The organism is Amycolatopsis sp. NPDC024027 (assembly GCF_040638975.1).
Classification (GTDB): Bacteria; Actinomycetota; Actinomycetes; order Mycobacteriales; family Pseudonocardiaceae; genus Amycolatopsis.
The window spans coordinates 37,212-63,583 of record NZ_JBEZYY010000022.1 but is presented as its reverse complement, the minus strand read 5'-3'; the positions used below and the strand labels follow the sequence as shown (position 1 = coordinate 63,583).

The 26,372-nt window shown below is 71.5% G+C and carries 28 protein-coding genes; 12 read left to right on the top strand and 16 right to left on the bottom strand.

Annotation, left to right across the window (positions count from 1 at the left end):
- Nucleotides 1-2: 2 nt before the first annotated feature.
- Nucleotides 3-1,205, bottom strand: a complete 1,203-nt coding sequence (locus AB0F52_RS39660) for an MFS transporter (RefSeq protein ID WP_360182407.1) — start codon at nt 1,203-1,205, stop codon at nt 3-5.
- Nucleotides 1,202-1,561 (bottom strand): cupin domain-containing protein, encoded by a 360-nt coding sequence (locus AB0F52_RS39655; RefSeq protein WP_360182404.1) that lies wholly within the window; start codon nt 1,559-1,561, stop codon nt 1,202-1,204. Before AB0F52_RS39655 ends, AB0F52_RS39660 begins: the two co-directional genes overlap by 4 nt.
- Nucleotides 1,562-1,621: 60 nt before the next feature.
- Here AB0F52_RS39655 and AB0F52_RS39650 point away from each other — a divergent pair, with 60 nt between their 5' ends.
- Nucleotides 1,622-2,281: a TetR/AcrR family transcriptional regulator gene (locus AB0F52_RS39650; RefSeq protein ID WP_360182401.1), complete on the top strand. Its 660-nt coding sequence runs from the start codon at nt 1,622-1,624 to the stop codon at nt 2,279-2,281.
- Here the strand turns inward: AB0F52_RS39650 and AB0F52_RS39645 are convergent.
- The 5 genes from AB0F52_RS39645 to AB0F52_RS39625 form a co-directional block, all read right to left on the bottom strand.
- On the bottom strand, nt 2,266-2,910 hold the full coding sequence (locus AB0F52_RS39645; RefSeq protein WP_103343012.1) for a response regulator transcription factor: 645 nt from the start codon (nt 2,908-2,910) through the stop codon (nt 2,266-2,268). The two genes, AB0F52_RS39650 and AB0F52_RS39645, sit on opposite strands and share 16 nt — an antisense overlap.
- 9 nt (nt 2,911-2,919) lie before the next feature.
- Nucleotides 2,920-4,182: a sensor domain-containing protein gene (locus AB0F52_RS39640; RefSeq protein ID WP_360182396.1), complete on the bottom strand. Its 1,263-nt coding sequence runs from the start codon at nt 4,180-4,182 to the stop codon at nt 2,920-2,922.
- Between the two features lie 261 nt (nt 4,183-4,443).
- Nucleotides 4,444-4,644: a hypothetical protein gene (locus AB0F52_RS39635; protein ID WP_360182393.1), complete on the bottom strand. Its 201-nt coding sequence runs from the start codon at nt 4,642-4,644 to the stop codon at nt 4,444-4,446.
- A 7-nt stretch (nt 4,645-4,651) separates the two neighbouring features.
- Entirely contained in the window at nt 4,652-5,761 is a 1,110-nt protein-coding gene (locus AB0F52_RS39630) for an acyl-CoA desaturase (protein WP_360182390.1), read from the bottom strand.
- A 10-nt stretch (nt 5,762-5,771) separates the two neighbouring features.
- Entirely contained in the window at nt 5,772-6,839 is a 1,068-nt protein-coding gene (locus AB0F52_RS39625) for an FAD-binding oxidoreductase (protein ID WP_360182387.1), read from the bottom strand.
- 94 nt (nt 6,840-6,933) lie between these two features.
- Here AB0F52_RS39625 and AB0F52_RS39620 point away from each other — a divergent pair, with 94 nt between their 5' ends.
- The 5 genes from AB0F52_RS39620 to AB0F52_RS39600 all read left to right on the top strand — a co-directional run bounded on the left by AB0F52_RS39620 (nt 6,934) and on the right by AB0F52_RS39600 (nt 11,250).
- Entirely contained in the window at nt 6,934-7,593 is a 660-nt protein-coding gene (locus AB0F52_RS39620; RefSeq protein ID WP_360182384.1) for a TetR family transcriptional regulator, read from the top strand.
- Nucleotides 7,594-7,716: 123 nt separating this feature from the next.
- Nucleotides 7,717-8,829 (top strand): Re/Si-specific NAD(P)(+) transhydrogenase subunit alpha, encoded by a 1,113-nt coding sequence (locus AB0F52_RS39615; protein ID WP_360182381.1) that lies wholly within the window; start codon nt 7,717-7,719, stop codon nt 8,827-8,829.
- A gap of 5 nt (nt 8,830-8,834) precedes the next feature.
- A complete protein-coding gene (locus AB0F52_RS39610) occupies nt 8,835-9,137 on the top strand; it encodes an NAD(P) transhydrogenase subunit alpha (RefSeq protein ID WP_360182706.1) in 303 nt (100 codons plus the stop codon).
- Nucleotides 9,134-10,522: an NAD(P)(+) transhydrogenase (Re/Si-specific) subunit beta gene (locus AB0F52_RS39605; protein WP_360182378.1), complete on the top strand. Its 1,389-nt coding sequence runs from the start codon at nt 9,134-9,136 to the stop codon at nt 10,520-10,522. The genes AB0F52_RS39610 and AB0F52_RS39605 overlap by 4 nt, the downstream gene beginning before the upstream one ends.
- Nucleotides 10,519-11,250: a lipoate--protein ligase family protein gene (locus tag AB0F52_RS39600; RefSeq protein ID WP_103343004.1), complete on the top strand. Its 732-nt coding sequence runs from the start codon at nt 10,519-10,521 to the stop codon at nt 11,248-11,250. Before AB0F52_RS39605 ends, AB0F52_RS39600 begins: the two co-directional genes overlap by 4 nt.
- Nucleotides 11,251-11,266: 16 nt before the next feature.
- Here AB0F52_RS39600 and AB0F52_RS39595 read toward each other — a convergent pair whose 3' ends face one another.
- Complete coding sequence (locus AB0F52_RS39595; RefSeq protein ID WP_360182375.1) at nt 11,267-11,758, bottom strand: histone-like nucleoid-structuring protein Lsr2; 492 nt, start codon at nt 11,756-11,758, stop codon at nt 11,267-11,269.
- A 141-nt stretch (nt 11,759-11,899) separates the two neighbouring features.
- Between AB0F52_RS39595 and AB0F52_RS39590 the strand changes: the two genes are divergently transcribed.
- Nucleotides 11,900-13,294 carry an NAD(P)/FAD-dependent oxidoreductase gene (locus AB0F52_RS39590; protein ID WP_360182372.1) on the top strand — a complete coding sequence of 465 codons (1,395 nt, stop codon included), beginning with the start codon at nt 11,900-11,902 and terminating at the stop codon, nt 13,292-13,294.
- A 3-nt stretch (nt 13,295-13,297) separates the two neighbouring features.
- Here AB0F52_RS39590 and AB0F52_RS39585 read toward each other — a convergent pair whose 3' ends face one another.
- A complete protein-coding gene (locus AB0F52_RS39585; protein WP_360182369.1) occupies nt 13,298-15,280 on the bottom strand; it encodes a hypothetical protein in 1,983 nt (660 codons plus the stop codon).
- Nucleotides 15,281-15,551: 271 nt separating this feature from the next.
- On the opposite strand from AB0F52_RS39585, the gene AB0F52_RS39580 reads away from it, so the two are divergent.
- Both AB0F52_RS39580 and AB0F52_RS39575 read left to right on the top strand, forming a co-directional pair.
- Nucleotides 15,552-16,055, top strand: a complete 504-nt coding sequence (locus AB0F52_RS39580; RefSeq protein WP_103343000.1) for a DUF3145 domain-containing protein — start codon at nt 15,552-15,554, stop codon at nt 16,053-16,055.
- A 31-nt stretch (nt 16,056-16,086) separates the two neighbouring features.
- Entirely contained in the window at nt 16,087-16,686 is a 600-nt protein-coding gene (locus tag AB0F52_RS39575; RefSeq protein WP_360182366.1) for a hypothetical protein, read from the top strand.
- Between the two features lie 60 nt (nt 16,687-16,746).
- Here the strand turns inward: AB0F52_RS39575 and AB0F52_RS39570 are convergent, their stop codons facing one another.
- From AB0F52_RS39570 to AB0F52_RS39540, 7 genes are all read right to left on the bottom strand, one after another.
- Nucleotides 16,747-17,991, bottom strand: a complete 1,245-nt coding sequence (locus AB0F52_RS39570; RefSeq protein ID WP_360182363.1) for a beta-ketoacyl-[acyl-carrier-protein] synthase family protein — start codon at nt 17,989-17,991, stop codon at nt 16,747-16,749.
- Nucleotides 17,992-18,019: 28 nt separating this feature from the next.
- Nucleotides 18,020-18,265 (bottom strand): acyl carrier protein, encoded by a 246-nt coding sequence (locus AB0F52_RS39565; protein WP_004559006.1) that lies wholly within the window; start codon nt 18,263-18,265, stop codon nt 18,020-18,022.
- 74 nt (nt 18,266-18,339) lie between these two features.
- Entirely contained in the window at nt 18,340-19,323 is a 984-nt protein-coding gene (locus AB0F52_RS39560; RefSeq protein WP_103342997.1) for a beta-ketoacyl-ACP synthase III, read from the bottom strand.
- On the bottom strand, nt 19,320-20,243 hold the full coding sequence (locus AB0F52_RS39555; protein WP_360182360.1) for an ACP S-malonyltransferase: 924 nt from the start codon (nt 20,241-20,243) through the stop codon (nt 19,320-19,322). The genes AB0F52_RS39560 and AB0F52_RS39555 overlap by 4 nt, the downstream gene beginning before the upstream one ends.
- A gap of 182 nt (nt 20,244-20,425) precedes the next feature.
- Complete coding sequence (locus AB0F52_RS39550) at nt 20,426-20,872, bottom strand: nitroreductase family deazaflavin-dependent oxidoreductase (protein WP_360182357.1); 447 nt, start codon at nt 20,870-20,872, stop codon at nt 20,426-20,428.
- A gap of 27 nt (nt 20,873-20,899) precedes the next feature.
- A complete protein-coding gene (locus AB0F52_RS39545) occupies nt 20,900-21,340 on the bottom strand; it encodes a VOC family protein (RefSeq protein ID WP_360182354.1) in 441 nt (146 codons plus the stop codon).
- A gap of 82 nt (nt 21,341-21,422) precedes the next feature.
- The gene (locus AB0F52_RS39540; RefSeq protein ID WP_103342993.1) at nt 21,423-22,637 is read right to left on the bottom strand and encodes a helix-turn-helix domain-containing protein; all 1,215 of its coding nucleotides are present in this window, start codon (nt 22,635-22,637) and stop codon (nt 21,423-21,425) included.
- Between the two features lie 116 nt (nt 22,638-22,753).
- Between AB0F52_RS39540 and AB0F52_RS39535 the strand changes: the two genes are divergently transcribed.
- The 3 genes from AB0F52_RS39535 to AB0F52_RS39525 all read left to right on the top strand — a co-directional run bounded on the left by AB0F52_RS39535 (nt 22,754) and on the right by AB0F52_RS39525 (nt 25,932).
- Nucleotides 22,754-23,662, top strand: a complete 909-nt coding sequence (locus AB0F52_RS39535) for an ATP-binding cassette domain-containing protein (RefSeq protein ID WP_360182351.1) — start codon at nt 22,754-22,756, stop codon at nt 23,660-23,662.
- A complete protein-coding gene (locus AB0F52_RS39530) occupies nt 23,659-24,879 on the top strand; it encodes an ABC transporter permease (protein ID WP_360182348.1) in 1,221 nt (406 codons plus the stop codon). Before AB0F52_RS39535 ends, AB0F52_RS39530 begins: the two co-directional genes overlap by 4 nt.
- 276 nt (nt 24,880-25,155) lie before the next feature.
- Nucleotides 25,156-25,932, top strand: a complete 777-nt coding sequence (locus AB0F52_RS39525) for a hypothetical protein (RefSeq protein WP_360182345.1) — start codon at nt 25,156-25,158, stop codon at nt 25,930-25,932.
- The last annotated feature ends 440 nt before the right edge of the window (nt 25,933-26,372 follow it).

The window sequence follows — 26,372 nt, the reverse complement described above, 5'->3', positions numbered from 1 at the left end:
GCCTAAGGAGCCACGGGCTCCTTCGCGGGTTCGCCGGTCATCGTGAACGCGAACACCGTCAACGCCGCGAGGAGCACCGCGCCGGCGAAGTAGGGGACGGCGGGAGCGATCTCGTACAGGCCCGTCCCCAGCAGCGGCCCGCCCATGAACGCCAGCGCGCTCGCGGACCCGGTGAGCCCGGCGACGGCGCCCTGCTCCTCCCGGGTGGCGAGCAGGGTCGGCGCGGACATGAACCCCGGCGTCGCGAACCCCATCCCGGCGCCGAGCGCGGCCACCCCGGCGCCGAGCAGGAGCCCGCCGGAGCCGACGGCCACCACGAGCATCCCGCCGGTCATGACGACCGCGCCCACCCGGACGAGCCGCAGCGGCGGCCAGCCCAGCCGCGGGACGGCGGCCACCTGGACGAGGATGATCATCCCGGCGCCGGCCAGCATGACCAGGCCGGTGACGCGGCCGGTGTCCTGCGTGCTCAGGTGCAGCCGGTCCTGCACCAGGAAGCCGACGGTCATCAGGACGATCGCGAGCGCGAGGTACAGGCCGAAGCCGATGGTCAGGAACGGCCACAGGCGCCGGTCGAACGGGCTGACCTTCACCGTCACCGGCCGGGTCTCGCGCTTCGGCGGTTTCGGCAGCGCGAACGTGATCACCACGGCGATCGCGGCCAGGACGACCGGGGCGGCGTAGACCGGGACGAGCAGATTGCCGGTGAGGCTCAGCACGCCGCCCAGCGCGGGGCCGGCGGCGAGCGCGAGGCCTTGGGCCGCACCGAAGGCGGCCATGCCCCGCACCCGCTCGGCGGGCCCGTCGGTGACGTCGGCGATGTAGGACTGCGCGGTCACCGGCGTCGCGGCCCAGGCGAGGCCGAACAGGACGCCGCGGGTGAGCAGAACGGCGGTGAACAGCACCGGCACGGCGAGGGCTTTCGCCAGGCCGAGCTGGGCGACGACGGCGAACCCGAGCAGGCTCGCCATGGCACCGAGCAGGGAGAACAGCAGCACCGGCCGGTGTCCCCACTGCGCGGTCCGGCGGCCCCAGAACGGGCTGGCCAGCACGACTCCCGCGCCGCCGACGGCCCACACGGCACCCAGTGCGAACTCGCTGAACCCGAACTCGCGGGCCAGCGGCGGCAGGATCGGGTTGAGCAGCTGCTGACCCGCCATCAGGCCGAACACGGCCAGGCAGACCACGAGGACCGGCCGGCTCATGACCCGGCCTTCTCGTGCTCGGTGCCGGTGCGGGGCGTGATCGACAGCAGGTCGCCGGGCTCGTCGACGCTCAGCCGGTGCCAGCGGCCGGGCGGGACGACGACCGCCCGCCCGGCCGTCACCTTGGTCACCACGCCTTCGTCGCGGAGGTGGACGCGCAGCGATCCGGACAGGACGACGAGGACTTCGTGGCCGCCGGGGTGGCGCTCCCAGACGTGCGAGTGCACGGCGCGGTCGTCGGCGGCGTGGAACGCGCTGAGGGTCCACAGGCTCTCGCCGCCGGTGCCCCCTGGCGCGGCCACACTCCCAGGTCGCAGCTGAAGCACGGTACTGAACAGGTCATAGTTTTCGAACATGTTCCGAAAGTAGCACCGGTCGACGGGCGCTGTCGAACGGCTTGCGGGCATGATGGGGGCGTGCCACGCCCCTCCGGCCGCATCGGGCGGCCGCCCTCGACGTCCCGCGAGCAGATCCTCGAAGCCGCGCGGGCGATCCTCGACCGGGACGGCCGGGAGAAGCTCACGATCCGCCGGCTCGCCGCGGAGCTCGGCGTCGGCGCGACGACGCTGTACCACCACGTGCGCGACAAGGACGACCTGCTGGTCCAGCTGCTCGAGCACTACGCCGGGCAACTGCCGCGGCCCGGGCTGCCGGATGATCCGCGGGAGCGCATCGTCGCCGCGGCGATCCTGATGCACGACGCGCTCGCCGCCCGGCCCGAGCTCGCGGAGGTGCTCACGGCCGACGACTTCCTCGGCGAGTCGGCGCTGTGGATGGTCGAGGCGATCGTCGGCGGCGCGCTGGGCTGCGGGTGCCCGCCCGAGCGGGCCGTCGAGCTCTACCGGAACGTCTGGTACTACACGATCGGCGAAATCCTGGTCCGTGCGCGCGCCGCGCGGCGCGCGGCCGAGGACCGGCCCCGCTACCGCGACCGGGTGTTCGCCGCGCTCGACGGTGCCCGCTTCCCGAACCTCGCCGCCGTCGGCGACCGCTGGCCGGAGCTGGCCGCGCGCGACACCTACCGGGCCGGGCTACGCGCTTTCGTCGACGGGCTGCTCGCTCAGGAATCCAGGTAGCGCAGCACCGCCAGCACCCGGCGATTGTCCCCTTCGGACGGTGGCAGGCCGAGCTTGCCGAAGATCGACGTCACGTACTTCTCGACCGAGCCGGGCGAAAGGAACAGCTCCGCCGCGATCGCGGAGTTCGACCGGCCCTCCGCCATCAGGCCCAGCACTTCGCGCTCCCGAGGGGTGAGCCCGCTCAGCGCGTCCGTCCGGCGCGTCGCCGAGAACAGCTGGCTGACGACTTCGGGGTCGAGGACCGTTTCGCCGTCTGCCACCCGGCGCAGCGCGTCGAGGAAGTCCGAGACCTCGGCCACGCGGTCTTTGAGCAGGTAGCCGACGCCGCCCGCGCGGTCGGCCAGCAGCTCGGCCGCGTACCTCGTCTCGACGTACTGGGAAAACAGCAGGATCGCGCAGCCCGGGAGCTCGCGGCGCAGCGCGATCGCCGCCCGCAGCCCTTCGTCGGTGTGCGTCGGCGGCATCCTGATGTCCACAATGGACACCTCGGGTGCGTGGGTGCTGACCGCTTCGCGCAGCGCTTCGGCGTCCTTCACCGCGGCGACGACTTCGTGACCGCGGAAGGTGAGCAGCTCGACGAGGCCGTGGCGCAGGATGGTGGAGTCCTCCGCGATGACGATCCGCATGCCGCGACCCTAGCGGGACAGCGGCACCCGCGCGGACACTTCGGTCGGACCGCCCGGCGGGCTGGTGACGGTCAGTTCGCCGTCGACCGTCCGCAGCCGTTCGGCGACGCCGGCCAGCCCGCCGCCCGGCACGATCCGGGCGCCGCCGGGGCCGTTGTCGCGGACACGCAGGCGCAGGACGTCCCGCTCCTCGGTGACTTCGACCAGCGTCATCCCGCCGTGTTTCGCGGCGTTGGTCAGCAGCTCGGCGGCGCTGAAGTAGATGATCGTCTCCAGTGACGGCGGTGGCCGGCGCGGCAGGTCCGCCATCACCCGCGCGTCGATCCCGGACGTCGCGACGAGCGTGGCGAGAGCGACGTCGAGGCCGGCGTCCAAGGCCGCCGGGTGGATACCGCGGGCGAGGTCGCGCAGCTCGGTCAGCGCCTGCTTGGCGTTGGCGTGCGCGGCGGTGACCAGCTCTTCGACCTGCGGGAGATCGGCGTCCGCCAGTTCGTCCTTGGCCAGGCCGAGCTTCATGGCCAGCGCGACGAGCTGGGCCTGCGCGCCGTCGTGGAGGTCGCGTTCGATGCGCCGCAGCCGCAGGGCGGCGTCCTCGACCGCCGTCGCACGGCTCGCTTCGAGGTCGCGCACCCGTTCGGACAGCACACGCTCGCCGAGCAGCCCGACGACCAGCAGCCGGTCGAGGGCGACGAAGGCGTGCGTCACCCGCGGCAGTGCGACCAGCACGAGCAGCCCGGACGCCGACCAGGCGAGCGCGCCGGCCCAGCTGTCGGCGCGGATGTCGAAGACGGGCAGCTGCCGTTCGCCGAGCGGGAACCAGAAGAAGGAGTAGGTGGTGGCGGCGAAGCTGTAGAGGGTCGCGGTGAAGACTGTGAAGAGTCCGGCGAGCGTCAGCGGCAGGCGCAGGAGCAGGTAACCGGCGGCCCGCCAGCCCGCGGGATCGCCGACGCGCGCTTTGACCCAGCTCCACAGCCCGGGCTTGAGCTCGGGCCGCCGCGGGGCGGGGGCGCTGACGCCGAGCAGGTGTTTCGCCAGGCCTCGATGGGCGGCGCCGAGGCCGCGGGCGTAGGAGACAGCTCCGGCGAGGACGAGGAAGCCGAGCAGCACCGGCGTGAGCCAGAGGCCGAGCGCGAGGAGGACGAGGAAGCTGAGCAACGAGAAGACGGTGAGCGGGGCGGCGAGCCACAGCCAGAGGTACTCGGCCCGGAAGTCCCGCGTGACGAGGGGGCCGAAGACGCGGCGCAGGGGGTGGGGTGGGTCGAGGGCGGTCACGGATTCAGTGTTGCCCGGGCCCGGGGCGTTGCCCATCCGGTTTTCCCCCGGCTTCGGCTCTGGGAGACCCCGGGAGTGTCGTCCCCGGCAACGCCCCCGATGCGGCGTTCGGTGCGTTGCCCGCGCGGGCGCGCCCCCCGTTTCCACATTACCGGCCGACACCGACAATTCCGTGCCGGCCGGGAGACATGAGGTCGCGAATGACTCATTGGGGACCTGGGAGGTCTCGAATGAGTCATTCGCGGCACTCGGGGTCAGGCGTCAGGGCGTCTCCGGGTCGTCCTCCTGGGCCCGCTGCGCGGCTTCCCGCATCTCGATGACGTCGGTGAGCCAGTCGCCCGTCTCCCGGGCGATGTCGCGGATCGCGCCCGTGATGATGCTTGCGATGTTGCCGACGTGCGTCGCCGCTGATTCGGTGATCACCTGCAGGGTGTCCTTCTCTCGTTCGAACTGACCCACCATGTCACCCTCACGCTGCTCGGAGCTGCCGGTCGGGTTCCACGGTAGTCGGCGCCGGCGCACTCTGCGGGAGAGCCAGCTTCACGATCTTCTTCGCCACCGACCAGAGCTGCTTGCGCAGCGGGCCCGTGTGGTACGGCAACCCGTACTTCTCGCAGATCGCGCGCACCTCGCCGGCGATCTGCGGGTACCGGCGCGCCGGGATGTCGGGGAACAGGTGGTGCTCGATCTGGTGCGACAGGTTGCCGCTCAGGACGTGGAACAGCGGGCCGCCGCTGATGTTGGCCGAGCCCAGGATCTGGCGCAGGTACCACTGGCCGCGCGACTCTTCGGACGTCTCCTCTTCGGTGAAGCTCTCGACGTCCGCCGGGAAGTGGCCGCAGAAGATGATCGCGAACGCCCAGAGGTTGCGGGTCAGGTTCGCCGTCGCGTTGCCGAGGAACGTCAGCGGCGCCAGCGGGCCGGTCAGCAGCGGGAACAGGACGTAGTCCTTGCCGACCTGCCGCGACGCCTTCCGCAGGATGCGCCGCAGCACCGGCACGTTGTCGGCCCAGGACCGCTCGCCCTTGACGACGTTCTCGACCTCGAGGTCGTGCAGCATCACGCCCCACTGGAAGAAGATCGCCAGCAGCGTCGCGTACACCGGGTTGCCCAGGTAGTACGGGTGCCACTTCTGGGCGGTGTCCATCCGCAGGATCCCGTAGCCGACGTCGCGGTCCTTGTCGACGATGTTCGTGTACGTGTGGTGGATGTAGTTGTGCGAGTGCCGCCAGTTCTCCGCCGGCGCCACGGTGTCCCACTCGAACCGCTGCGAGCTCAGCGCCGGGTCGCGCGTCCAGTCGTACTGGCCGTGCATGACGTTGTGGCCGATCTCCATGTTGTCGAGGATCTTGGCCAGCGACAGCGCGCCGACACCGGCGAGCCACGCCGGCGGGAAGAACCCGGCGAACAGCAGCGCCCGCCCGGCGACCTCCAGGCCGCGCTGCTTCTTGATGATGTCGTGGATGTAGTCGACGTCCTCCTGGCCCAGGTCGTCGACGATCCGCTGCCGCAGCGCGTCGAGCTCGCGGCCGAACTCCTCGACCTGTTCCGGGGTCAGGCGGTCCTGCAGACCGGTCATGGCAGTCTCCTCACGCGTCGATCTCGACGTCCCCGACGGGGACGGAGATGCAGAGCTGGATTTCTTCGTCTTCTTCGCCGGAGATCTCGCCCGTCTTGGCGTTGCGGACGCGTCCGGCGGTCTTGAGCTGGGTGCAGGAGAAGCAGATGCCCATCCGGCAGCCGTGCTCCGGCGAGAGCCCGGCCTCTTCGGCCTGCTCCAGCAACGGCTTCCCCGAGTTCGCGCACTCGCGGCCGCTGCGCTTGAAGCGCACCTGGCCCTCGGCGTTCTCCGTGTCGAAGGTCAACGCCGGCGGCGTGAACTCTTCGGTGTGCACGCGTTCACCGAGCTCCTCGCGCACGGCGTCCATCAGTGGCTTCGGGCCGCAGACGAACGCCTCCGCGTCGCGGAACCACGGGGCGACCCGCGCCAGGTGCTCCGGCGAGAAGAACCCGTTGAGGTCGCCACCCTTCGAATGGGTGTAGGCGTGCACGACCCGCAGCCCGGGGTGCCGGGCGGCGAGCTCGGCCAGTTCGGTGCGGTACAGCGCGTCGGCCGGGCCGTTCGAGTACTGCACGAACACGATCTCGCCGGCGTGGCCCTCGTCGACGAGGGTGCGCGCCATCGCGAGCACCGGCGTGATGCCGCTGCCGCCCGCGATCAGCAGGACGCGGTCCGGCCGCTCGGCGGGCAACGTGAAGACACCGTCCGGAGTGGACAGGTTGACGACCGAGCCGACGCCGATCGAACGGCTCAGGTGCCCGGAGACCAGGCCCTGTTCCTTGACCGTGAACTCCAGCTCGCCGTCGTACTGCGAACCGCACGGCGAATAGCAGCGCGTGCGCCGGACGCCGTCGATCTCCACCTGGAGGCGGACGTACTGGCCGGCGGTGAAACCCGGCCACGCGCGGCTGGGCCGCACGGTGAGCGTGACGGTGTCGGGCGTCTGCTTGCGCACCGCCGTGACCAGGCCGCGGATCTCGCGGCGGACCAGCATCGGGTCGACGAGCTCCAGGTACCGGTCCATCCCGTGCGGCGTCAGCAGCGCCTCGGCCAGCGAGGCGAGGCCGCGCACCCGCCGGGGGATGAGCGCCGTCATCTCCGAACCTCCTCGGTTACAGTGAACGGCTGTACACTCAACAGTGCACTGCAGGAGTGGACGCCCTGTCAACGCGAGACCCCGAGGATGTGACGTGAGCAACGCGGTGGACATCCGTACGCTGGAACCCGTGTCCGAACCCCTGACCCCGGTGAGCCGCCAAGAGCGCAAATTGCGCACCCGGCAGGCACTGCTGGACACCGCCCTCGAGCTGCTGGCCGACAGGCCGTTCGCGACGCTGTCCCTCCGCGAGGTCGCGAAGGGCGCCGGTATCGTCCCGACGGCCTTCTACCGGCACTTCGCCTCGATGGAGGACCTCGGTGTCGCGCTCGTCGAAGAGGCGACGCGCACGCTGCGCGGCATGATCCGCTCCGCGCGCACGGATCCGGACACCTACCAGGGGATGATCAGCGCGTCGGTGACGACGCTGCACCAATTCGTCCGGGCGAACGAGGACCATTTCCGGTTCCTCACCCGCGAGCGGTACGCCGGCGGCTCGCTCGCCGAGGCGATCGGCGTCGAACTGCGCCTGTTCTCCGGCGACCTCGCGATCGACCTCGCCCGGTTCCCGAAGCTGCGCGAGTGGAGCACCGAAGACCTCCACATGCTGGCCGACTTGATCGTTTCCGTGATGCTGACGACCATTGTCGAACTGCTGGAAGCCCGCCCAGGTGAAGACGCGAAAATCACCGGAACGGCGGAAAAACGGCTGCGCCTGGTCCTGCTCGGCGTCCCGCACTGGAAAAGCAGCTGAGCGTTTCCTCCCGGCCGCTCGTATCTTCTGGCACAACCGCGAGACTTGCGACCCACGTCACTGGGGACTGTCGGTCCGGCGTGGTACAACCCTCGGATCGTGCCTCGCCGATGAGGAGGTCGTGTGACGGACAGCGAACAGAGTCAGCAGCTCACCGTGGGTGTGGTGGCCGAATCACGCCCCGGGGAGCGGCGGGTGGCCATGGTGCCCAAGCTCGTCGGGCGGCTCGTGCAGCGAGGGCTGCGCGTCGTCGTCGAGCCGGGTGCCGGATCCGGTGCGCACCTGAGTGACGACGCGTACACCCAGGCGGGCGCCGAACTCGGCGACGCCTGGGGCGCGCCGATCGTCGTGAAGGTCAACCCGCCTTCGCCCGCGGAAGTCGGGAAACTGAGCCGGGGTGCCGTGCTCGTCGGTTTCCTCGATCCGCGCGGCAACCCGGACGGGCTCGCGAAGCTCGAAGAAGCGGGGTTACGCGCCTTCGCGATGGAGGCGGTCCCGCGGATTTCCCGGGCGCAGGCGATGGACGCGCTGTCGTCGCAGGCCAGCATCGGCGGCTACCGCGCGGTGCTGCTCGCCGCGCAGAAGCTCCCGCGGTTCTTCCCGATGCTCACCACCGCGGCGGGCACCGTCCCGCCGGCCAAGGTGCTGGTGCTCGGCGCCGGCGTCGCCGGGCTGCAGGCGCTGGCCACGGCGAAACGGCTCGGCGCGCAGACCACCGGCTACGACGTGCGGCCCGAGGTCGCCGAACAGGTCAAGTCGCTCGGTGCGCAGTTCCTCGACCTCGGCATCGAGGCGGTCGGCGAAGGCGGGTACGCCCGCGAGCTGACGGCCGAGGAGCGCGAGGAGCAGCAGCGGCGGCTCACCGAGGCCATCACGAAGTTCGACGTCGTGATCACCACAGCGCTGGTGCCGGGCCGCAAGGCGCCGACGCTGGTCACCGCGGACGCCGTCAAGGGCATGCCTGCGGGGTCGGTCGTGGTCGACCTCGCGGGCGAGACCGGCGGCAACTGCGAGCTGACCAAGCCGGGCGAGGACGTCGTGGAGCACGACGTCACCATCTCCGCCCCGCTGAACCTGCCCGCCGAAATGCCTTCGCACGCCAGCGAGCTGTACGCCCGCAACGTCACCGAGCTGCTGGAGCTGCTCGTGACGAAGGAAGGCGAGCTGAAGCTGGACTTCGAGGACGAGATCGTCGCCGGTGCCTGCGTGGCCGGGCGCGAAGGGAGCGCGTCGTGAGTCCTTTGGTGCAGAACCTGGCGGTGCTGGTGCTCGCCGGGTTCGTCGGCTTCGCCGTCATTTCGAAGGTGCCCAACACCCTGCACACGCCGCTGATGTCCGGCACCAACGCCATCCACGGCATCGTGCTGCTGGGCGGCCTGGTCGTGCTCGGCCTCGGCGTCGACGGTGTGTTCAACAAGATCCTGCTGGTGATCGCCATCGCCTTCGGCACCATCAACGTCGTCGGCGGGTTCCTGGTCACCGACCGGATGCTGTCGATGTTCAAGGGCAAGAAGCCCGTGCCCGGTGAGGAGGAGGACAAGTGACCGACTTCGTCGCGATCCTCTACATCATCGCGTTCGCCCTCTTCATCTACGGCCTGATGGGCCTGACCGGGCCGCGCACGGCGGTCCGCGGCAACTGGATCGCCGCGGCCGGCATGGGCATCGCGGTGATCGCCACCCTGCTCACCCCGGGCATGGGCAACTGGCTGCTCATCGTCCTCGGCGTCGCGATCGGCGCGGTGGTCGGCGTGCCGTCCGCGCGCAAGGTCAAGATGACCGCGATGCCGCAGATGGTGGCGCTGTTCAACGGCGTCGGCGGCGGCGCGGTCGCGCTCATCGCCTGGGTGGAGTTCAACTCGACCGACGGGTACGCGCACGAGCCGGCGTACATCGCGATCGCGTCCCTGTTCGCCGCGATCATCGGGTCGATCTCCTTCTGGGGCTCGAACGTCGCGTTCGGCAAGCTGCAGGAGCTGATCAGCGGCCGCCCGATCACCATGGGCAAGCTGCAACAGCCGGTCAACGCGCTGCTCCTGCTGATCGCGCTCGCCTGCGCGGTGGCCATCGTCGCCGGTGGTGACTCCTGGCTGCTCATCGTCGGGCTGCTCGTCGCGGCGGGCATCCTCGGCCTCACCGTGGTGCTGCCGATCGGCGGCGCGGACATGCCGGTGGTGATCTCGCTGCTCAACGCCTTCACCGGGCTCTCGGCCGCGGCGATGGGCCTGGCGCTGGACAACACGGCGCTGATCGTGGCCGGCATGATCGTCGGCGCGTCCGGTTCGATCCTGACCAACCTCATGGCCAAGGCGATGAACCGGTCCATCCCGGCGATCGTCGCGGGCGGCTTCGGCGGCGGCCCGGCGGTCGCGGCCGGCACCGGGACGAAGGAAGCCCGCCCGGTGCGTTCGACGAGCGCGGCCGACACCGCGATCCAGATGGCGTACGCCAGCAAGGTCGTCGTGGTGCCCGGCTACGGCATGGCCGTGGCGCAGGCGCAGCACACCGTCCGCGAGATGGCGAAGCTGCTGGAGAAGAAGGGCATCACGGTCGCGTACGCGATCCACCCGGTGGCCGGCCGGATGCCCGGGCACATGAACGTGCTGCTCGCCGAGGCCGACGTGCCGTACGAGCAGCTCAAGGAGATGGACGAGATCAACTCCGAGTTCGCCCAGACCGACGTCGCGCTGGTGATCGGCGCGAACGACGTCACGAACCCGGCCGCGCAGACCGACCCCAGCTCGCCGATCTACGGGATGCCGATCCTCAAGGTCAACGAGAGCCGGTCCGTGATCGTCTTGAAACGCGGGATGAGCTCGGGGTTCGCCGGAATCGACAACGACCTGTTCTACGATCCGAAGACCAGCATGCTCTTCGGGGACGCCAAGTCGTCGGTGGGCGAGATCGTGGAGGAACTCAAAGCGCTATGACGACCGGGTCGGACGTCCGTGCCGCGTTCACGGATCCGGCCGAGAACCTCGCTTTCGACGAAGCACTCCTCCGGGTTGCGCCCGAGTCACCGGTGCTGTGGCTCTGGCGCAACCCGGTTTGCGTCGTGGTGGGGCGCGGGCAGCGGATTGCGCGCGAAGTGCGGGCCGACGAGTGCGCCCGCGACGGCGTCCCGGTGCTGCGGCGCGCCAGCGGCGGCGGCACTGTGTTCCACGACCCCGGCAACCTGAACGTGACGCTGGTCCTGCCCGGCCCGGCGGACCGGCCCCTGGAGGCGCTGGGCCAGGTGATGAGCGCCGCCGTCGACCAGCTCGGGCTGGTGCCGCGGATCGGCGACCGCGGGCTGTTCGTCGGCGACGCGAAGCTGTGCGGGTTCGCCGTGTTCCGCACCAAGACCGGCCTGCTGGCCCACTCGACGCTGCTGGTCGAGACGGCCGCGGGTCTCGTCGGCCGCTACCTCACGAGCGCGCCGCCAGACCCGCGGCCGCTCGACTCGCACCGCAGCCCGGTGGCGTCGCTGGCCGAGCACGGCTTGCGGCCCGGGTTCCCGGCGGTCGAGGCGGCGGTGCGGGCGGCGGCGTCGCAGCTGCTCGGGACGTTCGTGCCCCGCCCGCCGTCGGCGGCCGAGCTGGCGCGGCAGCGGGCCTTGCTGCACACCCGCTACCACTACCCGGCCTGGCACGCCGACGGCGCCCAGCGCGCGGCCTGAGCCGTCTACTGTGGACTTACTCGGCCGCCGAGAACATGACGGTCGGCACCTTGCGCGCGGCGGCCCGCGTGGCGAGCGCGGGCTCCGCGGCCTTGCTGGCGCGGGTGGTCTTCGCGGGTTCGGCCTTCGCCGTGGTGGCCTTCGTCTTGGCGGATGCCACCTTGCCGGGGGCAGCCTTGGCCGACGTGGCTTCGGTGGGCGCAACCTTGGCGGGCGCGGCCTTCGTGGCGGGCGCGGCCTTCGTTCTCCCGGGCGTGGCGGCGGCCTTCTCGGCAACCGGCTTCGGTGAGGTCTTCTGCACGCCGGCGACGAGCCGCGGCCGGTTCTTGCGGCCACCGGTGCGGCGGCCGGCGTCGGCGTACCGCTGCAGGAGCCCGCGCAACGCCTCGGCGTTGGCGACGGAGAGGTCGATGTCGTAGTCGATGCCGTCCAGGCCGAAGCCGACGGTCTCCGCCGCGGGCGCACCGGTCAGATCATCCAGCACCCGCACAGCCGTGTTCCTGGCCACGACAAACCTCCCGTGCTCGAACGTGTGATGTGTTCGCGAGCACCAGGTCCGACGGCACCCGGTGCCGCCGAAACTTGCAGCTTCCCGACGGAGGATAGCCGCTGGCTTGCGTGATCCCGCGTGGTGGTGTGCGCTGAAGCCATGGCTGCAGAGACTTTTGACGTAGTGGTGATCGGTGCGGGACCGGTGGGGGAGGTGGCCGCCGAACGGGCGGCTCGCGGAGGCCTGAAAGTCGCCCTCGTCGAGCACGAACGTTTCGGCGGCGAGTGCTCCTACTGGGCCTGCATCCCGAGCAAGGCGTTGCTGCGGCCGGGAAATCTCCTCGCCGCCGCGAAGCGCGTGCCCGGCGTGCCGGTCGGCGACCGGATCGACCCGGCGGCGGTGTTCGCGCGCCGTGACTGGTTCACCGGCAAGGGCGACGACTCGGGACAGGTCGACTGGGCCCGCGGCGCGGGCATCGAGCCGGTTCGCGGGCACGGGGAAATCACCGGGGAGCGGGAAGTGACCGTCGGCGGTGACCGCGTGCTGACCGCCCGGCACGCGGTGATCGTCTGCACCGGCAGCGTGCCCAGCACGCCGTCGATCCCCGGGCTCGACACGATCCGGCCGTGGGGTTCGCGCGAAGCGACGTCGGCGTCTTCCGTGCCGCCCCGGCTCGGCGTCCTCGGCGGCGGTGTGGTCGGCGTCGAGATGGCGCAGGCGTTCGCGTCGCTGGGGTCGGAGGTCCACCTGGTGATCTCCGGCCCGCGGCCGCTGCCGCGCAACGCCGGGTTCGCCGGTGACCTCGTGCTGGCGGGGCTGCGCGAAGCCGGCGTCGAGGTGCACACGGACTCGGGTGTTTCGAAGGTCGCCGGGGGCAACGCCGGGACCGAGCTGACGCTGAAGGACGGCTCGACGCTGGTCGTCGACGAGTTCCTGGTGGCCACGGGACGCCGTCCCGCGACCGCCGGGCTCGGCTTGGAGCGGCTCGGTGTCGAGCCCGGGCACCCGCTGGAGACCGGCGACACCGGCCGGGTGTCCGCAGTGGACGGTGACTGGCTGTACGCGGCCGGCGACGTCACCGGCCGGGCGCCGCTGACCCACCAGGGCAAGTACGGCGCCCGCGCGGCGGGGGACACGGTGGCGGCGCTGGCCGCGGGCACACCGGTGTCGGCTTCGCCGTGGAGCCGGTTCACCGCGACGGCCGACCACCACGCGGTGCCGCAGGTGGTGTTCACCGACCCGGAGGTGGCGGCCGTCGGCCTGGCGGACGCGCGACCGGGCTCGGCGGACCGCGTCGTCGACATCGACATCGCGGTGGCGGGTTCGTCCCTGCACGCGGACGGGTACACGGGCAAGGCCCGGATGGTCGTCGACACGGAGCGGAACGTGCTTTTGGGCGTGACGTTCGTCGGCCAGGACGTCTCGGAGCTGCTGCATTCGGCGACGATCGCGATCGTCGGCGAGGTGCCCCTGGACCGGCTGTGGCACGCGGTGCCGTCGTTCCCGACGATCAGCGAGGTGTGGCTGCGGCTGCTGGAGGCGTACGGGCTCTGAGGGCTACTGGGCGGGCAGTTCGAGGGCGGCCTCGGCCGCCCTGACCAGGCCGGGATCGTCCGGAGTGGACGGTCCCGGCGCCCAGACGGCCTGCACGATCCGGACGGACGAGCCGTCGAGCTTGCTGGCGTAGGCGGCGTTCTCGAACCGCGGGACGGGGGTGGCACCCCACTGGCCGGTCTCGGTGGCGAGGTCGAGGACCCCGCCCCCGCCCGGGGTGTCGGCCACGGCCTTGAAGGCGGCGGCTTGCGCGGCATCGGGGAATTCGACGACCCCGACGGTGACGGCCCCGCCGCGGCCGTCGACGGCCGCGGCGTAGCTGGCGCGTTTGACGCCGGAGCAGCTGGTCTGCTGCAGGCTGGCTTGGGCATCCCCGAAGGCGTGGGAGGCACACCGCTGATCACCGCCGGCGGCGCGAAGGGCGAACTGGAGGCTCCGCACCGGAGTGGTGGGCGGCGGCTGTGATTTCGAGGTGGCCGGCGGCGGCGCCGGAGCGGCGGCGGTGTCATCACCGGTGGTGGCCACGGCGACGGCGGCGACGACCAGGAGGACGAGGGCACCGATGGCTCCGAGGGGGAGCCATCGGCCGGTGCGAGGAGTGGCGGCGGGCTCGGGTTTCGGCCGCGGGCGGGGGAAGGGCTGCGGGGAGGCCGCGGGCAGAGGAGCGGAAGGGCCGCCCTGGGGAGGCTCGGGTGGGGTGGGTTGCGGGGTGCCCTGCTCGGTGCTTGCGGGCTGCGGTGCGGGGGATTCGGGTGCTTGCCCGGTCTCGGTGGGGTGCTCGGGCGCGGCGGATCGGGTGCTGGCCTGCTCGGTGTTTGTGGGCGGCGGGGCCGGCTGCTCGGGGGCCTGCCCGGCTGCGGCGGAGGGGTCGAGTGCCGCGGTTTGCTTGCTGCTCGGCGCGGGAAGGCGGAGGTTTTCGGTCCGCTCGGACTCGGCAGCGGAGGATTCGACCGGTTCGGAACCATCCGACGAGTTGGCTTCGGCGGGTGGGGAACTGGTCCCGGGGAACACCGGTCGCGCCGAGGGATCCGCAGGGCCCGACTCCGCCTGGGCAGGCGGCGAAGGAACCTCGGTAGCTTCCGCCTCGGCGGGCGGGGAACTGGTCCCGGGGAACACCGGTCGCGCCGAGGGATCCGCAGGGCCCGACTCCGCCTGGGCAGGCGGCGAGACAGCCTCGGCTACTTCCGCGGCCGCAGGAACTTCGGCCTCCGAAATCTCTGACACCGCAGGAACTCCAGCCTCCGAAGCCGCAGCGGGCTCCGGTGCGGCTTCGACCGGCGTCTTGGTCCGCCAGTCGGTGGTTCCCACCCCTGCCGGCGCTGCGAGAGAAGCCGGCGGCTGCGGGGCATCGTCCCAAAGGGACTCCGGGGGTGCGTCGTCCGTCAGGCGGCTGAAGCCCTCGGCCAGCAGGACCTCGTCCGTGAACTCCGGTGCCGCTGGCGCCAGTCCCCTGATCAGCGCCCGCACCTGGTCCACCGATCGCGGCCGGTGCGCCGTGGCCAGGGATACCGTGGCCGCCAGCATCGTCGTCGGGGTCGGGTGCAGTACCCGGACCGGGCCGGCCAGGTCGGCCGCCGGCTGGTCGACCGTCTCCACGTAGGGCCCCACCGCGATGATCGTGCCCACCGGGGCCGTTCCCGGGACCAGCGCGGCAATTTGCCGTTCGCAAGCTTGCGAGATGTCCAGCGCTTCCGTGGCCGGGTTCACCGAATCGTCGTCCGCGACCAGGGGCCAGCCGTCCGCCTTCCACGGGCCGCCCAGCGGGGCCTCCAGGCGCAGGGCCGGGTCCGGGAGGTCCACGCCGATCACGATGATCACGCCGTGGGGAAGCAGGACCACCGCCTCGATCGGGCGGTCCGTCACCCCGCCCACGCCCACCAGCGCGATCCCGCCGATCACGGTGCTGCCGCGGCCCAGGGACGCCAGTGCGGCCCGGATGTCGTCCGCCACCCGGGACTGCTGCCGCTCCAGGCGCACCAGTCGCACCGCTGTCCCTCCCCGCTCGTCGTTCCGGGTCAACACGCTAGCGCGCCCAGCGCAAGGATCCGCGCGACACGGGCGCGCCGCGGCCGCTTGCCCTCCGAAAGTGTGTGGCGGGTGACTTGTGGTGTTCGTGTGGCCAAACGGCACGGTTGGGGTGCAGAATGTGCTACAACGCATCGGAGGCGGCATTCGGGAGCCGCACTGAGGCCACGCTGCAGCTCGGAGTAGGGCGTAGGGGAAGACGTCCCTCGTCGAGCAACAAGCGGAGGTAGCAGTGAGCACCCGTGGCAGCACCCGAGGTGTGGTGTACGTCCACTCGTCGCCGTCTGCGGTGTGTCCGCACGTCGAGTGGGCCATTTCGGGCACCCTGGGTGCCCGCGTTGACCTGAAGTGGACGGCGCAGCCGGCCAGTCCGGGTCAGCTTCGCGCCGAATGCGGATGGCGCGCGCCCGCGGGCACCGGCGCCAGACTGGCGTCCGCCCTCAAGGCGTGGCCGATGATTCGGTTCGAGGTGACCGAAGAGCCCAGCGCGGGCGTCGACGGCGAACGGTTCTGCTTCGCGCCCGGCCTCGGCCTGTGGCACGGACGGACCAGCGCCAACGGCGACATCGTGGTGGGCGAGGACCAGCTGCGCGCACTCGTCGCGATGACCCGCGGCGGGGAGTCCCTCGCGCACAAGCTGGACGAACTCCTGGCCGCGAGCTGGGACGAGGCGCTCGAGCCCTTCCGCCACGCCGGTGACGGCGCGCCGGTGACCTGGCTGCACCAGGTCGGCTGAGCTCCGGGACGGGGGCCGGTACGCTTTCCGCGTGACCACCCCCGCCCCCAGCTCTCGCCAGCGCTGGCTGGTGCCCGTCGTGGTCGTGGTGCTGTCCGTGACCGTCGGTGGCGGCTTGCTCGCGCGCGAAATCTACCGCCGTCCCGACCAGCCCGCCGACGACGCCTCCGTCGCGATGTCGACGCCGTCGTCGTCCAGCATCGGCGCGCCGGCCGCGGTGGACGACGGCGTCCGGATGACCGACGACGCCAAGCGGCACCCGCAGGCCGATACCGTCCGCCGGGTGCTGGAGAAGTACTTCACGGCCATCAACACCAGGCAGTACCCGCTGTGGACCGAGGTGGTCACCGACGAGCGGGCCGCCTCCCAGACGCAGACCGACTGGAGGCGGGGGGTGCGCACCACAAAGGACAGCGACGCCCTCGTCTACCGGATCGAGCGCTCGTCCGGGAACTCGCTGCGCGTCCTGGTCGGGTTCACCAGCCGGCAGGCGATCGAGGACGCCCCGCTGTTCTTCCGCGAGCCGTGCATCAAGTGGCGGCTCGTCCTGCCGATGGTGCTCGAAAACAAGGCCCTGAAGATCGCCGCCGCCATCGACGGCGGACCGCCGCCCGAACACGAAAAGTGCTGAAAACGAAAGCGGGGCCCGGCCGAAGCCGGGCCCCGCTTTCGTTCCGGAGTTCCGGAGAAATCAGACCGTGAACAGCAGTGCGGTGTTGTGCCCGCCGAACCCGAACGAGTTGCTGATCGCCGCGGTCAGCTCGACCTTGCGCGGCTCGCCCGCGACCACGTCGAGCTGCACCCGCGGGTCCAGGTCCGTCAGGTTCAGGGTGGCCGGCACGAGACCGTGGTAGAGCGACAGGATCGTGATGATCCCCTCGACCGCGCCGGCCCCGCCGACGAGGTGGCCGAGCGAGCCCTTCGGCGCCGTCACGATCGCGTGGTCGCCGACCGCCTTGCGGATCGCCGCCGCCTCGCCGATGTCACCGACCACAGTGGACGTCGCGTGCGCGTTCACGTGCCCGACGTCCGCCGCGGTGACCCCGGCCATCTTCATCGCCGCGCGCATCGCGGCGATCTGGCCGATGCCCTCGGGGTGGTTGCCGGTGATGTGGTAGGCGTCCGAGGTGATGCCGTGCCCCGCGATCGTCGCGTAGACGCGCGCCCCGCGGGCCTTGGCCTGGTCGGCGCGCTCCAGGATGACCACGCCGGCGCCCTCGCCGAGGACGAAGCCGTCGCGGTTGGCGTCGAACGGCCGCGACGCGGCCGCCGGGTCGTCGTTGCGCGTGGAGACCGTGCGGGCCTGGGCGAACCCGGCCAGCGTGATCGGGTGGATGCACGCTTCGGCGCCCCCCGCGACCACGACGTCGGCGCGCCCGGAGCGGATCATCTCCACCCCGCTGGCGATGCCCTCGGCACCCGAGGCGCAGGCCGAGGCCGGGGAGTGCACCCCGGCCCGCGCCTTGAGGTCGATGCCCACGTGCGCGGCCGGGCCGTTCGGCATCAGCATCGGCACGGTCAGCGGCGACACCTTGCGGAGACCCTGCTGGTGCAACAGGTCGTTCTGGGTGAGCAGGGTGACCGGGCCGCCGACGCCGGTGCCGATCGACACGCCGAGGCGGTCGGGGTCGACGTCGGTGTGCTCGTCGGTCGGCTCGGTGTACCCGGCGTCGGCCCACGCCTGGCGGGCGGCGATCAGCGCGACCTGCTCGCAGCGGTCCAGCCGGCGGGCCTGCACCCGCGGCAGGACCTCCGAGGGATCGACGGCCAGCATGCCGCCGATCTTGACGGGCAGCTGCAGCTCCTCGACCCAGTCGGCCTCGATCGCCCGGATCCCGCTCCGTCCCGCCAGCAGACCGTCCCAGGTGGACGTCACGTCCCCGCCGAGCGGTGTGGTGGCGCCGAGACCGGTGATCACGACGTCGATGTTGCTCATGGGAGTCTCCTCAAGGAGGGGAAAGACTTTACTTGGAGTTGGCCGACACGTAGTTCACGGCGTCGCCCACGGTCTTGAGGTTGGCGAGCTCGTCGTCCGGGATCTTGACGCCGAACTTGTCCTCGGCCTGCACGGCGATCTCGACCATCGACAGCGAGTCGATGTCCAGGTCGTCCACGAAAGACTTCTCGGCGGTGACGTCGTCCTGAGCCACACCGGCGACCTCTTCGACGATCTCGGCGAGGCCGGCGAGGATCTCAGCGTTGTCAGCCATGGGGGTGTTCCCTTCTCGGTCTTACTGGGGGTCTGTTTCCCTCGGGCGAATGCCCGCGGGGAGCGTAACGGTGATCAGGGGCAGATGAACGCCTGCCCGGCGTAGGACAGGCCCGCGCCGAACCCGACCGCCAGCACCACGTCGCCGGACTTCGCCGTCCCGGCCTTGCGCATGTGGTCCAGCGCGAGGGGGATGGACGCCGACGAGGTGTTGCCGGAGTACTTGATGTCGTCGGCGACGACCATGTCTTCCCGGGCGCCGTTGGCCCGCAGCTTCTTCGCGATCGCCTCGACGATGCGCAGGTTCGCCTGGTGCGGGATCAGCACGTCCACATCGGACGGCTTGAGCCCGGCGGCCTCCAGCGCCTCCATCGCGATCGGCGCGATCTTCGTGGTCGCCCACCGGAAGACCGACTGGCCCTCCTGGTAGATGTACTTCTCGTCGCGCATGTAGATCAGGTCGACCAGGTCGCCCGCGCTGCCCCAGGTCACCGGGCCGATGAGCGGCTCGTCGGACGCGCCGACGACCGCGGCGCCGGCACCGTCGGCGAAGATGATCGCGTTGGCCCGGTCGGCCGGGTCGACCGAGTCGGTGAGCTTCTCCGCGCCGATGACCAGGACCTTCTTCGCCGAGCCGGCCCGGATCAGGTCGGAGGCGACGCCGAGGCCGTAGCAGAACCCGGCGCACGCGGCGTTGAGGTCGAACGCGCCGGGGCCGGGGATGCCGATCCGGGCGGCGACCTGTGCGGCGGCGTTCGGGATCAGCGTCGGCATGGTGCAGTTCGGCAGGATCACCGTGTCCACTTCGGACGGGTCGACGCGAGCGTCGGCCAGCGCGGCGGTGCCGGCGGCGACGGCCATGTCGGTGAGCAGCTCGTCCTTCTCGGCGAACCGGCGCTCGACGATCCCGACCCGGGTCTGGATCCACTCGTCGTTGGTTTCCATGACCTGCGACAGGTCGTCGTTGGTGACGATCTTCGCGGGCTGGTAGCTGCCGACGCCCAGCACCCGGCTGCCGCGGGAGCCGGGGTTGAGGCTCAGGGTGGGTCGGTCGGTCACGAGGCGTCCTCCTGGCGCAGCGCCGCCAGCTCGGCCGGCGTCTTCAGCGCGGTGATAGTGGTGACGACGCCCTTGAGCTGCCGCTTGACCAGGCCGGTCAGGGTGCCCGCGGGCGCGAGTTCGATCGTGCGGGTGACGCCGAGGGAGACCAGGCCGTCCATCGTCAGGTCCCAGCGAACCGGGCGGGTGACCTGGGAGACCAGCCGCGCGAGGTACTCGGCCCCACTGGTGACCACGGTACCGTCCGCGTTGGACAGCAGCGGGCGGACCGGGTCGGCCGGGGTCAGCTCGGCGGCGTGGGCGCGCATCGCCTCTTCGGCGGGCGCCATGTACCGGGTGTGGAAGGCGCCGGCGACCTTGAGGGCGCGGATCTTCGTGCCTTCGAGGGGCTCGTCGACGATCTTCGCGATCGTGTCGGCGGCACCGGAGGCGACGATCTGCCCCGCGCCGTTGCGGTTCGCCGCGGTCAGGCCCTGCTCTTCGAGCCACGCGACGACCTGCTCGGGGTCCCCGAGCATGACCGCGGCCATCGACGTCGGTTCCAGCGCGCACGCCTTCGCCATTTCGGCGCCGCGGACGGCGGCGAGCGCGACGGCGTCTTCCGGCTTCAGCACCCCGGCGATCGCGGCGGCCGCGAGCTCGCCGACGGAGTGGCCGGCGACCGGCGCGTCCGCGGCGACCGGCGCGGTGGCCTGGAGGTGCTCGAAGGTGAGCAGCGACAGCGCGACGATCAGCGGCTGGGCGATCGCGGTGTCCTGGATCTCGTCGGCGTCCGCCTCGGTGCCGAGGCGGAGCAGGTCGAGCCCGGCGCGCTCGGACCACTGGGCGACGCGCTCGCGCGCCCCGTCGAGGTCGAGCCAGGGCGTGAACATGCCGGGGGCCTGGGACCCCTGGCCGGGAGCGAGGACTGCTGCTGTCACCCTTCTAGACAACACGGCGGAGGGTGTTTTCCGGGATGCCGACGCTCACAGTGTCTGCGCGGCGTCTTTGTCGGAACCCTCCAAAGATGCGCCGCAGAAGCTCGCGCGTAACCCGGAAGCCTTGTCGGGTTCAATCACCTTTCGCTGTTAAGTCCATCACGTGACGGCCGTCTCCGGAAGGGTCAGTCCCGCGGGGTGAGCAGGACGACCGGGATCTCCCGATCGGTCTTCTGCGCGTACTCCTCGTAGAGCGGGAAGAGGGCCGCCATCCGCGGCCAGAGGTGCGCGCGCTCGGCCGGGGTCGCGACCCGGGCGCGGGCGGTGCACCGGCGGGTGCCGGCCTGGACCCCGACGCTCGGCTCCGCCACGAGGTTCTTGAACCACGCCGGGTCGTCGTCGGCACCGGCCTTGGACGCGACGACGACGAAGTCGTCCCCCGAGGTGCCGTAGATCAGGCAGGTGCGCCGGGGCAGGCCGGTCCGGCGGCCGGTCGTGGCGAGGATGAGGGTGTGCAGGCCGTTCGACTCGTGGCCGACGGTGCCGCCCGAGTCGAGGTACGTCCGGGTCTGCTCGGCGACCCAGTCCCACTGCGAGTCGGTGGCGCGGTCGAGGTCGTCGGCGACGGCCATGGTGTGTCCTTTCGCGAGGGAGGGGGTTCAGCGGAGCTTCTCGGCCAGCGCGACGATGATGCCCTCGGGGCCGCGGAGGTAGCAGAGCCGGTAGTCGTCTTCATACCGCACCAGTTCGCCCACGGGCTCGGTGCCGTGCGGGCGGACCCGGGCCAGGACGGCCTCGATGTCTTCGACGGCGAACATGATGCGGCGGAGACCGAACGCGTTGACCGGCGCGTCCCGGTCGGCGGCGGCGGGGGCCGCCGGCGCGTGGAACTTCATCAGCTCGAGCCGCCCGTGGCCGTCCGGGGTCCGCACCACGGCCATGTCGCAGCGCACCCCCTCGAGCCCGACGAGGACGTCCACCTCCGGTCCGCCGACCGTGGCCTCGCCCTCGAGCTCCATTCCGAGAGCGACGAAGAACGCGGTCACCGCCGCGAGGTCCTCGACGACGACGCCGACGTTGTCCATCCGCTGGATCGTCATGGTGTCTCCTCCGTCCCGCGGCCCCGGTGGCCGCTCGCAAACCAGGGACGGAGCCGGCACGACGTTCTCGACATCCGCGGCGTCACCAAAGCCCGCGAGCCCTCGCCAGCCGTCCGACGGTCAGGGCGATCCGCAGCACCAGGGCGTCGCGCGGGTCGGTCGCCTGGCAGCCCGTGAGGTCCGCGGCCTTCCGCAGCCGGTAGCGGACCGTGTTCGGGTGGACGAACAGCGTCTTCGCGCACGTCTCCAGCACGCCGCCGCTCTCCAGGTAGGCCTCCACCGTGCGCTGCAGCGTCGGGCCGGCTTCCTCGAGCGGGCGGGCGATCGTGTCCACCAGCAGCCGCTCGGCCTCCGCGTCGCCCGACAGCGCGCGCTCGGGCAGCAGGTCGCCCGAGCGCACCGGCCGGGGCGCGCCCGGCCAGCCGACCACCGCCCGCAGCCCGGACAACGCTTCCGTCGCGCTGTGGTGGGCCTCCGCCAGCGTCGGCACGGTCGGGCCGGCCACCACCGGGCCCTCGGCGAACGCCACCGACATCCGGGTCAGGATCTCCCGCTCCTTCACCCCGCCGTCGGTCGGGCCGCCGACCACGACCACCAGCCGGGACCCCTGCACCGACAGCAGCACCGGACGCCCGACGCGGGCCGCACGGCTGCGGACCTCGAACACCACCGTCGGCGGGTCCTCCGACGGCGGGTTGCCGACCAGGACGGTCGCCGCCGCGGACGGGTCCCAGCCGAGCGCCGTGGCCCGCGAGAGCACCGACTCCTCGGCGTCGCCGCGGACGATGCCGTCGACGACCAGCGCCTCCAGCCGCGCGTCCCAGGCACCGCGCGCTTCGGCCGCGGCAGCGTAGGAATTCGCCGCCGCGAAGGCGATTTCCCGGCCGTAGCGCAGGATTCCTTCGATCAAAGCGGCGCGTTCCGCTTCGTTCGCGGCGAAATCGGGAAGCTGCTCCTCGAACACCTCGATGGCCAGCCGCACCATGCCGACCGCCTGGCGCAGGCTGATCCACCGCGACAGCTCGGCCGGTGCGTCGCGGAACGCCTCGGTCGTGAGCTTCAGGGCTTCCTTGGCGTCCCGCAGCCAGTCGACGAAGCCGGCGGCCCCGGCCTGGGTGATCAGCAGGACGCTCGCGCGCTGGTCGGCGGGCAGCCGGGCGAACCAGGGCAGCCGCCGTTCCATCACCGCGATGCTCGCGCTCGCCAGGCTGCCGGACGCGTGCTCCAGCCGCCGGAGCGTCTTCGCGGACAGTCCGTGGTGCTTCGGCACCTGGCGCGGGGCGGTGGTTCCATCCATGGCGAGGCGATCCTACGTGCCCGCAACTTTGGTAGGCCCTCGCGGCAACGCGCGAGGGTAGGCGGGGCGTGTACGCACTGCCTAGGATCGACGCCACACAGAACGGGGGAACCGGAATGACCGGTTTGGAGATCGATGGGGTGTCCAAACGCTACGGCGACGTGGTCGCCCTGCGGGAAATGACGTTCGACGTCCGGCCGGGCGAACTGTTCGGGTTCGTCGGCAGCAACGGCGCCGGGAAGACCACGACCATGCGGATCGCGCTCGGGGTGCTGTCCGCCGACGCCGGTGAAGTCCGCTACGACGGCGTGCCGGTGACGCACGAAACGCGCCGTCACATCGGGTACATGCCCGAAGAACGCGGGCTCTACCCCAAGATGAAGGTGGCCGAGCAGCTGACCTACCTCGCGCGGCTGCACGGCATGCCCGCGGCCGACGCGCGGGCGTCGGCCGAAGCGTGGACCGAACGGCTCGGCGTCGCCGGCCGCCGCGACGACGAGGTGCAGAAGCTGTCCCTCGGCAACCAGCAGCGCGTCCAGCTGGCCGCGGCGCTGGTGCACGAGCCGCGGATCCTGGTGCTCGACGAGCCGTTCTCCGGCCTCGACCCGGTCGCGGTCGACGTGATGAGCCAGGTGCTCAAGGAGAAGGCGGCCGAGGGGGTGCCGGTCGTGTTCTCCAGCCACCAGCTCGATCTGGTGGAACGGCTGTGCGACCGGGTCGGGATCGTCCGCAGTGGACAGATGGTCGCCGTCGGCACGGTCGACGAGCTGCGGGCCGGCGGCGCGGTGCGGCTGCGGGTCGACGTTCCCGAGGCCGGGAACGGGTGGGCCGACGGCCTGCCCGGGGTGAAGGTGCTCGGCCGGACGGGTTCGGTGACCGAGCTCGAACTGGGCGAGGGCGCCGACGACCAGGCCGTGCTCAAGGCGGCGCTGGCCACCGGGCCGGTCCGCGAGTTCGCCCGTGAGCAGCCGTCGCTGACCGAACTGTTCCGTTCCGTCGTCACGACCGAAAAGGTTTCCGCATGAGTACCCCGGCTCCGGACGTCCGGATGAGCCCCACGGCGGCGGTGGGCCTGGTCGCCTCCCGCGAGATCAGCACCCGCGTGAAGTCGAAGGCCTTCCGCGTCAGCACCGTGATCATGCTGCTGCTGATCGTGGTCGGCATCGTGGCGATCAAGCTGCTCGCGGGCGGGAACGGCGCCGACTCGACGGTCGGCTACACCTCGGCGTCCGCTCCGCTCGCCGCGCCGCTGAAGGCCGGTGGCCAGGCCGTCGACGTGAAGATCGAGACGGTCCAGGTCGCCGACGAGGCCGCCGGGCGCGCGAAGCTGGCCGACGGTTCGCTCGACGCGCTGCTCACCGGCGACGGCAAGAGCGTGCACGTCCAGGTGAAGAAGGACCTCGACGGCAAGCTCGCGAACGTCCTGCAGCTGCTGGCCCGCCAGGTCGCGATCGACGGGCAGATCACCGCGCTGGGCGGGAACCCGGCGCAGTTCCAGGCCGCCGTCGCTTCGGCGAAGTTCATCGAGGACCCGCCGCTGGAAGAGCCGTACGACTACAACGGCGCACAGCTGGGGCTCGGCATCGCGGCGGGGATCCTCATCTACCTCTCGCTGATGATCAACGGCCAGAGCGTGGCGCAGGGTGTCGTCGAGGAAAAGACGTCCCGGGTGGTCGAGCTGCTGCTGTCGACGATCAAGCCGTGGCAGCTGATGGCCGGGAAGGTGCTGGGCATCGGCGTGGTCGGGCTGATCCAGATGCTCGTGATCGGCGTCGGCGGAATGGCCACGGTGCTGGCGACCAAGGCGTTCCCGATCAGCATCTCGGCGGCCGTGGGCACGGTCGTCTGGCTGATCGTGTGGTACCTGCTCGGGTTCTTCCTGTACTCGATCGTGTTCGCCGCGCTCGGGGCGCTGGTTTCGCGCCAGGAAGACGTCGGCGGCGCGACGATGCCGGCCCTGATGTTCGTGATCGCCGGGTACGTGATCGGCATTTCCGTGCTGCCGTCGGATCCGGGCAACACGTTCGTCGAAGTGCTATCGGTGATTCCGGTGTTCTCGCCGACGCTGATGCCGATGCGCCTGGCGATGGGCGGGGTGCCCGTTTGGGAAGCGGTGGTGTCGGTGGGGCTGGTGGTGCTGATGATTCCGGGGCTGATCTGGTTCGCCGCCCGGATCTACCGCAACGCTGTGATGCGGACCGGCGCGAAAGTGAAACTCCGCGACGCCCTGCGCGCCGCCTGACGTTTCCCTGATCCGGCCCCCGGCGACCCCGGGGGCCGGATTCGTCCGGACCGTGCCTGTCCGCCGAGCTTGTCTGCCGAGAATGCTCGAGGCCGCCCGGCGCTTGCGGTTTACGCTGCGCCGGACGGCCTCGTCTCCCCGGTCCCCACCGGTAGAACCAGTATGGCCACGGGTGATCTTTCCGCGCCAGTCGTCTCACTCGATCGTGGGGCGCACGAGTTGCCGCCCCTGGGTACTTGATCGACGATCCGGTGCAAATCCGTGGAGGGAGTCGGTATGGGCGAGCAACTGAAGGACGGGCTCGGGCAGGCGTGGGCCATGGTGGCCACGTTCGTCCCGAAACTCGTGGGATTCCTGATCATCCTGCTGATCGGCTGGTTGATCGCGAAAGCCGTGTCGAAAGGGCTGGCGCTCGTGCTCGGGAAAGCCGGTTTCGGCAAACTCGTCGAGCGGACCGGGCTGAGCGGAAAGATCGGCCAGCAGAAGATCGACGCGACCGGGATCCTCGTCAAATTGGTCTACTACTTCATTCTGCTGATCGCGCTGCAGCTGGCGTTCGGCGTGTTCGGGCCGACCAACCCGGTGAGCCAGCTGCTCAACGACATCATCGCGTTCCTGCCGCGGATCGTGGTGGCGCTGGTGCTCGTCGTGGTGGCCGCGGCGATCGCGAAGGTGGTGCGGGACGTCGTCGCGTCGGCGCTGTCCGGCCGCGGCGCGGCGCGGCCGCTCTCGGTGGCGGCGTACTGGCTGATCATGGCGTTCGGCATCATCGCGGCCCTCGGCCAGGTGAACATCGCGACGGCGATCACGGGCCCGATCCTGATCGCGGTCCTGGCGACGATCGGCGGCGTGATCGTGGTCGGCTTCGGCGGCGGCCTGATCAAGCCGGCCCAGGACCGCTGGCGCGGCTGGATGGCGAACATGGAGCACCAGCTGGAGACCCCGGCGCAGCGCACGGGCGAGATGGGCACGGGCCCGGCGGCCCCGCGCGCGACGGTCGGCGTGGACAGCACCCCGACGTCGCCGGTCGGCACCCCGCGCCCGCAGGGCTGATCGGAGGGGAGTGGCGGGGGGGCGGGGGGGGGGGGAGGGGGCGGGGCCCCGCCCGGGCGGCGAGGCGCTCGTCGTGCTGGGCGGGGCCGCGTGCTTCGCGCTCGCCGGCTACGCCAAGATGCGCGCCATGGTGGTCGCGGGGGCATCGGGCCATGGGAGCCGTCGCGGCGCTGTGGCATTCGGCGCTCCGCGAGCTGTCGCGCTATCCGGAGATGTGTCGGTGAAGGGGAGCGGCGGGCCGTGGCGGAGGTCGCGAAGCACGCTTCGACGGCGACCGCCCTCGGCCGCCCGGCGTCGGACCGAGCCGGGAGCGGGCACCTCGCACCCGATACCGCCGGTCGGCACCCCCCGCCCGCAGGGCTGAGGCGGAGGACAGCGGCGGAGGGCCGAGGCGGAGGGGCGTGGCGCGGGCCCGGCGGTCGAGGAAGGCGCCGGGCCCG

Excerpts from the sequence above, each read along its gene's own strand:
- AB0F52_RS39660 (WP_360182407.1), bottom strand. The coding sequence starts at position 1,205 with ATGAGCCGGCCGGTCCTCGTGGTCTGCCTGGCCGTGTTCGGCCTGATG.
- AB0F52_RS39655 (WP_360182404.1), bottom strand. The coding sequence starts at position 1,561 with ATGTTCGAAAACTATGACCTGTTCAGTACCGTGCTTCAGCTGCGACCT.
- AB0F52_RS39645 (WP_103343012.1), bottom strand. The coding sequence starts at position 2,910 with ATGCGGATCGTCATCGCGGAGGACTCCACCATCCTGCGCCACGGCCTC.
- AB0F52_RS39635 (WP_360182393.1), bottom strand. The coding sequence starts at position 4,644 with ATGGTGGGTCAGTTCGAACGAGAGAAGGACACCCTGCAGGTGATCACC.
- AB0F52_RS39630 (WP_360182390.1), bottom strand. The coding sequence starts at position 5,761 with ATGACCGGTCTGCAGGACCGCCTGACCCCGGAACAGGTCGAGGAGTTC.
- AB0F52_RS39625 (WP_360182387.1), bottom strand. The coding sequence starts at position 6,839 with ATGACGGCGCTCATCCCCCGGCGGGTGCGCGGCCTCGCCTCGCTGGCC.
- AB0F52_RS39600 (WP_103343004.1), top strand. The coding sequence starts at position 10,519 with ATGACGACCGGGTCGGACGTCCGTGCCGCGTTCACGGATCCGGCCGAG.
- AB0F52_RS39590 (WP_360182372.1), top strand. The coding sequence starts at position 11,900 with ATGGCTGCAGAGACTTTTGACGTAGTGGTGATCGGTGCGGGACCGGTG.
- AB0F52_RS39570 (WP_360182363.1), bottom strand. The coding sequence starts at position 17,991 with ATGAGCAACATCGACGTCGTGATCACCGGTCTCGGCGCCACCACACCG.
- AB0F52_RS39565 (WP_004559006.1), bottom strand. The coding sequence starts at position 18,265 with ATGGCTGACAACGCTGAGATCCTCGCCGGCCTCGCCGAGATCGTCGAA.
- AB0F52_RS39550 (WP_360182357.1), bottom strand. The coding sequence starts at position 20,872 with ATGGCCGTCGCCGACGACCTCGACCGCGCCACCGACTCGCAGTGGGAC.
- AB0F52_RS39545 (WP_360182354.1), bottom strand. The coding sequence starts at position 21,340 with ATGACGATCCAGCGGATGGACAACGTCGGCGTCGTCGTCGAGGACCTC.
- AB0F52_RS39540 (WP_103342993.1), bottom strand. The coding sequence starts at position 22,637 with ATGGATGGAACCACCGCCCCGCGCCAGGTGCCGAAGCACCACGGACTG.
- AB0F52_RS39535 (WP_360182351.1), top strand. The coding sequence starts at position 22,754 with ATGACCGGTTTGGAGATCGATGGGGTGTCCAAACGCTACGGCGACGTG.
- AB0F52_RS39530 (WP_360182348.1), top strand. The coding sequence starts at position 23,659 with ATGAGTACCCCGGCTCCGGACGTCCGGATGAGCCCCACGGCGGCGGTG.
- AB0F52_RS39525 (WP_360182345.1), top strand. The coding sequence starts at position 25,156 with ATGGGCGAGCAACTGAAGGACGGGCTCGGGCAGGCGTGGGCCATGGTG.